Source organism: Streptococcus sp. 4155, assembly GCF_013276695.1.
In the GTDB taxonomy this organism is placed as follows: domain Bacteria; phylum Bacillota; class Bacilli; order Lactobacillales; family Streptococcaceae; genus Streptococcus; species Streptococcus pseudopneumoniae.
This window is the reverse complement of record NZ_VMLM01000071.1, coordinates 1-6,248: the sequence shown is the minus strand read 5'-3', so window position 1 is coordinate 6,248 and position 6,248 is coordinate 1. Positions and strand designations below refer to the sequence as shown.

Below are 6,248 nucleotides of genomic sequence, written 5' to 3'. Positions count from 1 at the left end.
GCAAAAGATAGTCTTTCACCATTTTCACGATACTGCCTACTGCTACTGCTAAAAAGCCTGTCGCAAAAGCGATAATAAATTCATTAAATTGTGTCATGTGTTGTTTCCTTTCTATTCTCTATAAAACTTAACATTAACGCTACCTATATACTCCCTTAAGTTTGTACCAGTTAGATATATGACTCCTCGGTTATACATATCAGCCTGAATTCTTATTAATCTGCTATTATTGAGTTGTACATATCGTATAGCAGCAACCTTAATATCATTACCTTTAATATCAATATTGTACCCACCCCAGTACTGCCACATTCTTGTGTTTAACACTTCCAATAATAATGACGGTCCACTCGACCACACCAACCTATCGCCAATATAGCGCTTGACAATCTCTCTACTTCCTAACATGATTCTTACTCTATCTCTCATAGCTTCACCTACTTAAAAATATCGTAAATCGTGTGAGGGTCTTTGGTAGTAATAGCATCGTACTGCTCTTGCGTACCGGCCCAATAGTTGAGTGCCTGCGAACCGTTCTGATTGACAATGTTCTGACCTGGAACTCCACTTCGCCCTTGTTCACCATCGTTGACATTATCCAAATGGGTAAAAGCAGAGGCTCTCAATCCTCTGTAATTCACTTCAATGCGAACTTCAAACCAACCACCAGAACGCTGAGAAGCACTCCATGTGCCAAATTTTCCTGCTGAATCAGGGGTCTGATTTCTCAAAGAACGCCAGTTTGTATAGCCAAAACCACGGTAGTAATAATCAAGAGTATAGCCGCTCGTGACTGCTTCGCCATCGTAGAATACATCCGCAAACAAATTCAATCGGCTAGTAGAGCCATTCTTATAAGAACCCTCAATACGAACGCTGGCATTCAAACTATGCCCATTATCCCCTTTTAAGCTATCCCGTTGAGTCGGTGTCAGCGTATCGAATGATGGACGATTTTCTAAGGCGGAAATCCTAGCCTTGATGGGGATATCATTGTACAACTCCCATTTTTGGGCATAAGTAGACAAGTCTTGGTGGGAGGTCAAGTAGCCTTTCTCTTCCAGCTCCGCTTTTGTAACGAGGGTTTCTGGATGGACTTTCGGTCTACTCTCAAGGGTGTCCAGTCTTTTCTTAACCTCCCTATCCTTTAGCTCTGAGTCTTCTTTGATAGCCTTGACATCCTCACCGATTGCTCTTGCTAGATTTTCAAGGTTACTCATAGCACTCACGCTTTCGCTGCGTTATAAGTCGCTACCAAGTCAAGGTTGGCAATCTGGTCTACACGTCCGCTGACTTCAGTTACTTTGCCAAGAAGTGCGCTATTTTCATCTTGTCCCATACTTGTGATTTTTTCCGCGATTTCTTTCAGTGTGTCCAAATTCTCAGGCGTCCCCTCACCCAAGATTTCAGCCTTGACCTCTGATTTAGCTTGAGAGATTGCTTGGTTCATGTCAGACGTGCTGACTTTCGTTTTCAGCTCTTCGTTTACCTTTTTGTTATCTTCCCCCACTGCCTGTGCGAATGCTGTTAATTTTGTAGTATCCATTTTGTGTTACACCTTTCCTAAATTGTAATAAAAGAGCAGGTCTGGCAATTCCTGACCTACTGGGCTCTCGCCTACAGTTCTACCTGCAAGCTGTTTCTCAACTTCTTTTGCAATATCCAGCTCTTTTAAAGCGTGGACTTCTTCTGTGACCAATTCCTTATCTGAGGCCACTATCTTGATATGGACAGATTTATCACTGGGGAAAACATAGCCTCCAGCCGTGATTTCCAAGCGATAACTCCCAATGGGCAAGATAGCGTCCAGATGAAAACTCACACCTTGACCGGTAACGGTTACCTGCTTCTTCCACTGGTAGCCCTCCTTGGTCAGACTGATCAGCGCCTCCTCCCCTTCCAGAGAGGAAATCACTTGGTAGTCTTCGTCTAAGAGGGCAAAACCAAAGGTGGAAGCCAAGTCCCCTTGCTTAATCAGGTGCCCACCGTCAATTTGCCGCAAATTGGTCATATTGAGATTACAGACCATTCTGCACCTCTTTCTTTACTGTTTACTTTGTATCAAGGTTTTCAGTTCTCTCACATCTTCACCTAGCGATTTGACCTGTTCAGCCAGCACCAGAATAGCCTTATTTTGTTCGTCATGGTTATCCAATCTTTTGTTAGCCGACATTCGAAATTCGCGTAAGTTCTCAATGTCTTTTTCTATGGCTGTCATGCGATTTTCCTGCTTGGTTGCCCTGTCCTTCATGGAAAAGTACAAGACAACCACAGGAATCAGAGAAAAGAGAAACCGAATTAATAAGTGCTCAATCTCTGTCATAAACACCTCGCTAGTTTGCCAAGTGGCTCAAACCACGTCGCTTCAATTCCTTGCGCACACGGTCTTTCCAGCGTTTATGTACCCATGAAAAGTCAACTGCTCCACGTTCCAGTAGGTTGATGTACATGTCGATTTTGGCTTGGTCTAGTGTAATCTTACTCATTGCTGCTACCTCCATTGTCTTCACTAGGGCTCTCTTGGTTTGTCGTTTCAGAAATATCATCTTCTTTCTCGCTTTCTTTCTTATCTTCTACCGCTGGGGTTGGTTGTGCTTCTTCAGCTTGGTTTTCTGTGTCCGTAACCTGAGGGGTGTCCTCCTCTGCCTCCTCCTGATCAGACTCTCCTTGAGCTTCCAGCTCTTCCAATCGCGCTAAGATATCCTCAATATCCTGAGCATTCTGGAGATTGACCTTCTGCATGCCATCCATGAGCTGGTTGGCTCTCTCCAGCGCTTCCGTCGTCTTAGCCAGTTGTTCTTGGTTCTTGACAATGGCACTAGTCGGGTCAAGTTCAGTGCGAACCAATTCCAAAACCGCTTGGATAAGGGCGTCCTCACTATCCTGTGTGTGGTCACCTGGCAATTCGCACTGCTCATAAGAATAGCGCCCCTTGTTTTCCATCTTGATTGCGACAACTGTTACATTTTCCCCACCTTTCAAGTAGGGATTGATTGCTACTTCGTAATTCATTCCTTATTTCCTTTCATTTTCGCTTGCGTTTCGTCAAAAAGTTCTTTAAGCGCTGGGTCATATTCCAGCACCGCCTTAAAGGCCTGTAATTCAGCCAAAGCCAGCCTATGGTGTACATTTAAATGCGCATAGTTCAATTCGATATCAGCCAAACGGTCGACGAGCGACTCAGCGACTAGCTTGTCGATTGTGTGATTATCCATGTCTGTTCTCCATTTTTTCTATTTTTTGATTTAATTCTTGAATGGCCTTGATTAAGTAAGGAACTAAAGCGGTATAGTCTATATGTAGATAGCCATCTGGATTCTCAGGATCTCGTGAGACAATTCTTGGAACGATGGTTTCAGCCTCTTGAGCTATTAGACCAATCTCCTCATGTTTCTTACTTTCGATGAAATCAAATGCAACCATTCTTAATCTGTTGATTTTGTCCAAGGCTTTCACAGCTGTATCTGTGATGTTCTCTTTTAAGCGTCTGTCTGATTTTTGTTCCATCCAATACTTCACGCTACCACTACCGACCTGATTCCACCAAACAACCGCATTCCTTCCGCCTTTGGGATTCCAACCATCACCAAAGACGTCTTTACTTCCAAGTTCGATACCATTTAAAAACACAGGAGAACGAGAAAAAGTAGTATTCCCATAGAAGTTTGCTCTCGATGAATTCGAAAAGTCAACCCTACCGTGGAAATTTGCTCCGTTTCGGCAATGCATGTTTCCTAACGTTGTCACATACCAAGCATTGGGGCCAGGACTGTTCCAACTGTAACCCCAGTTCGCCCAAAATGCGGTATTTTCGCCATTGTAGCTTCCGCCTTCGCCGTTTCCCATGCCGACCGAGAATTGGTTGACACCAGAAATCCAGCGACCTCTTCCTTGAGCAAAACGACCAATTGTAAACCCTCCTATTTGACCCTGATAAGCTTCTAAGAAAGTCGAGCGATTCACAACTGATTCAATCTTAGTCGCAAAGATACGTTTAGAAGTTAGTTCTCCAATAAAGGCGTCGTTGGCAATAAGTTTTCGAATAAAGGCATGATCAAACTTTACCTTATCAGCTGTGACCGCTTCGGCAGCTAAAACAGCTGTCGTTACTGAACCTGATTCAAAATTAGCTGTCTTCAACTTATCAACCATGGCAGACTTGATGACTGCTCTGTCAATCAGGGTCTCGCCTGTTATATGGGTTAATTTCCCAGAAAGACGATTATGACCATTGGCTCCTAGATTGATACCCGAAATCAAATCACCTGCACTGTTGATGTTTTGAACCAACCAGGAGCCAGCTAGCTGAGTCATTTTTGTTTGCGTGGCTTCAAGCTTCTTATTCGCATCTGCGACTGCATCTTCTGGATGTGGTTGCCATGTTCTAGGTTTATAACCTTTGTACAAGTCAACTTCTGTAATATACAAATCAGCTGTTCCTGATGATGAGCCATTGTTCTCAAAACGAATGTAAGCATTATCCATTTCTCCGGAATTAAAAGTTACTGAGACATCTTCGCATCTAGAGGTAGATAGTTTCTTGCTGCTAACAACTTTCTTAAAGATTGTGAATCCATCGCTCTCGTCTGCTCTTCGTCCCAAAATATAAACATCATAGCTTGCTAGAGCACTGTTGTTAAATCCTCTAAAATTCAGTACATAGTCAGTATTTCGTTCAAGATTAAAACGGTGACTAGACAAAAAGTTTTTGTTTTTAGTTGCATTGCTTAAACGCATAAGGTCTTTCTGCCCGTTGTGATAAAAGCTATGCTTAACCAATCTTCCTAAATTTTGAGTTGAGACCCATTTATTCGTATCATTTTTAAAATCACTATTCTTAATGAGGTTAGGGCCGCTTACACTATATTTCCCAACCTCAACCTGAAACAGTTGATTGGTCATAGCCATGCGAGCAACCTTATCCGCAATTCCATTTTCAGTATTGCCCAAAATCCGCTCGTAAAGTTCACTGGTTTCCTTAACACGCTGGAAGTCAGTAGTCTCTACCTTACCTGCCAGTTGATGGGATAGGTTCGCAATGTTCCTGGTCATATCCTGCTTATAAGTTGTTATTTGGCTTGAAATATCCCTAAATGTCCCGTCGGCAGATTGACGATAGCTAGCTATTTGGCTAGTTATTTCTCTATTCGCACTCGTTTTAACTCCTTCAATTCTCCGATGAATCCCCTCCACGTCTTCTTGATAGCTTGATTTCCCTACATAATCTCTGGATATCTGCTCACGAACTGCTCTTGCTTGTCTCGTGCTCTCCTCACGAGTATAGCGCTGTAAGCTTTCCTGTCTTTGACCATCTTGAGTAACATAGGCCTGAACAGCCGACAAATCCGTTCGCAATTCCTGCGCTGTTCGCTCAAAGCTAGCCTTAGCTTGTGTGATGAGACCATTGGTGTCTTCAAGCGCTGGACTCCAGTCTGTCGCTAGGGTACCTTTTTCAAGTTTAATCCTACGAATGAAAAGAGTTCCTCCGTATCCTAAATCTGAATTGAATAGGGTCATCTGTAGCTTGGATTCAGAGGGCGCATCCTCTTTAAAAAATACCGGACCTGTAAGCCTAAATCGCTGCCACTCCCTAGTCGCAGTGAACTCTTTTTGTCCCTCTATACCAAAGCCATTCGCCCCACCATGCGACATATGGAAAGGAAAAGAACCATCAACTTCATCGAGTTTACAATCAAACGAGAGAGTCCAAGTTGTCCCAATATCGGACTTTGAAAGATAGGGATCTAGATTATCAAACACAAAACCAAAACGAGACTGTTGAATTTTCTCGGAATCACGATAATAGTTCCGACCACCAACTTGCATATTTGAAAATTCTTCTCGTAATTTCCCTGCTTCAGCCCTAATCAATGTCTTATCTGCCTTGTCCTTGGTTGCGTTCAGGATTTCCTGACGGATAGAGCCAGCCTGCACCTCAAATTCAGCCGTACTAAGCTTCTGATTTAGTTGGCTCTGGGTATCTCTTTCTAACCTCCTCACAGACTGCCTAATATTCTCAGCAGTCACATTGAGGGAGCTGATATCCGCTTTGGTTCTGAGACCTTCAGTCAAACGCCTCACTCCAGCATCAAGCGCATCAGCGCGCTGATTAAAACGAGAGGTCATTGTTGAAATACGAGTAGAGCTCTCTTCTTGTATACGGTCTATCTGACTCGTCAGAGTCTCTGCTGTTTGCCTGACTTCTGATTTGTTAGCTTTCCCTTCCATTCTGTTCGTCAGTGCAGTTA

The 6,248-nt window shown here is 43.3% G+C and carries 8 protein-coding genes and 1 pseudogene; all 9 read right to left on the bottom strand.

The window, feature by feature from the left end; genetic code table 11:
- Positions 1-97: pseudogene (locus HT715_RS12465) on the bottom strand (phage holin); the annotation flags it as partial.
- Between the two features lie 340 nt (positions 98-437).
- A complete protein-coding gene (locus HT715_RS08900; RefSeq protein ID WP_000067166.1) occupies positions 438-1,220 on the bottom strand; it encodes a hypothetical protein in 783 nt (260 codons plus the stop codon).
- A gap of 5 nt (positions 1,221-1,225) precedes the next feature.
- Positions 1,226-1,546, bottom strand: coding sequence for a hypothetical protein (locus HT715_RS08895; RefSeq protein ID WP_138707417.1), 321 nt, complete (start codon positions 1,544-1,546; stop codon positions 1,226-1,228).
- A gap of 6 nt (positions 1,547-1,552) precedes the next feature.
- Positions 1,553-2,029 carry a hypothetical protein gene (locus HT715_RS08890; RefSeq protein WP_023937788.1) on the bottom strand — a complete coding sequence of 159 codons (477 nt, stop codon included), beginning with the start codon at positions 2,027-2,029 and terminating at the stop codon, positions 1,553-1,555.
- A gap of 15 nt (positions 2,030-2,044) precedes the next feature.
- Positions 2,045-2,323: a hypothetical protein gene (locus HT715_RS08885; RefSeq protein ID WP_000134981.1), complete on the bottom strand. Its 279-nt coding sequence runs from the start codon at positions 2,321-2,323 to the stop codon at positions 2,045-2,047.
- 10 nt (positions 2,324-2,333) lie between these two features.
- Positions 2,334-2,486 (bottom strand): hypothetical protein, encoded by a 153-nt coding sequence (locus HT715_RS08880; RefSeq protein WP_000036642.1) that lies wholly within the window; start codon positions 2,484-2,486, stop codon positions 2,334-2,336.
- Positions 2,479-3,012 carry a hypothetical protein gene (locus HT715_RS08875; RefSeq protein ID WP_055356734.1) on the bottom strand — a complete coding sequence of 178 codons (534 nt, stop codon included), beginning with the start codon at positions 3,010-3,012 and terminating at the stop codon, positions 2,479-2,481. The genes HT715_RS08880 and HT715_RS08875 overlap by 8 nt, the downstream gene beginning before the upstream one ends.
- Entirely contained in the window at positions 3,009-3,215 is a 207-nt protein-coding gene (locus tag HT715_RS08870) for a hypothetical protein (protein ID WP_000368698.1), read from the bottom strand. The genes HT715_RS08875 and HT715_RS08870 overlap by 4 nt, the downstream gene beginning before the upstream one ends.
- The gene (locus HT715_RS08865) at positions 3,208-6,228 is read right to left on the bottom strand and encodes a tail fiber domain-containing protein (protein ID WP_172922917.1); all 3,021 of its coding nucleotides are present in this window, start codon (positions 6,226-6,228) and stop codon (positions 3,208-3,210) included. Before HT715_RS08865 ends, HT715_RS08870 begins: the two co-directional genes overlap by 8 nt.
- Positions 6,229-6,248 lie beyond the last annotated feature (20 nt).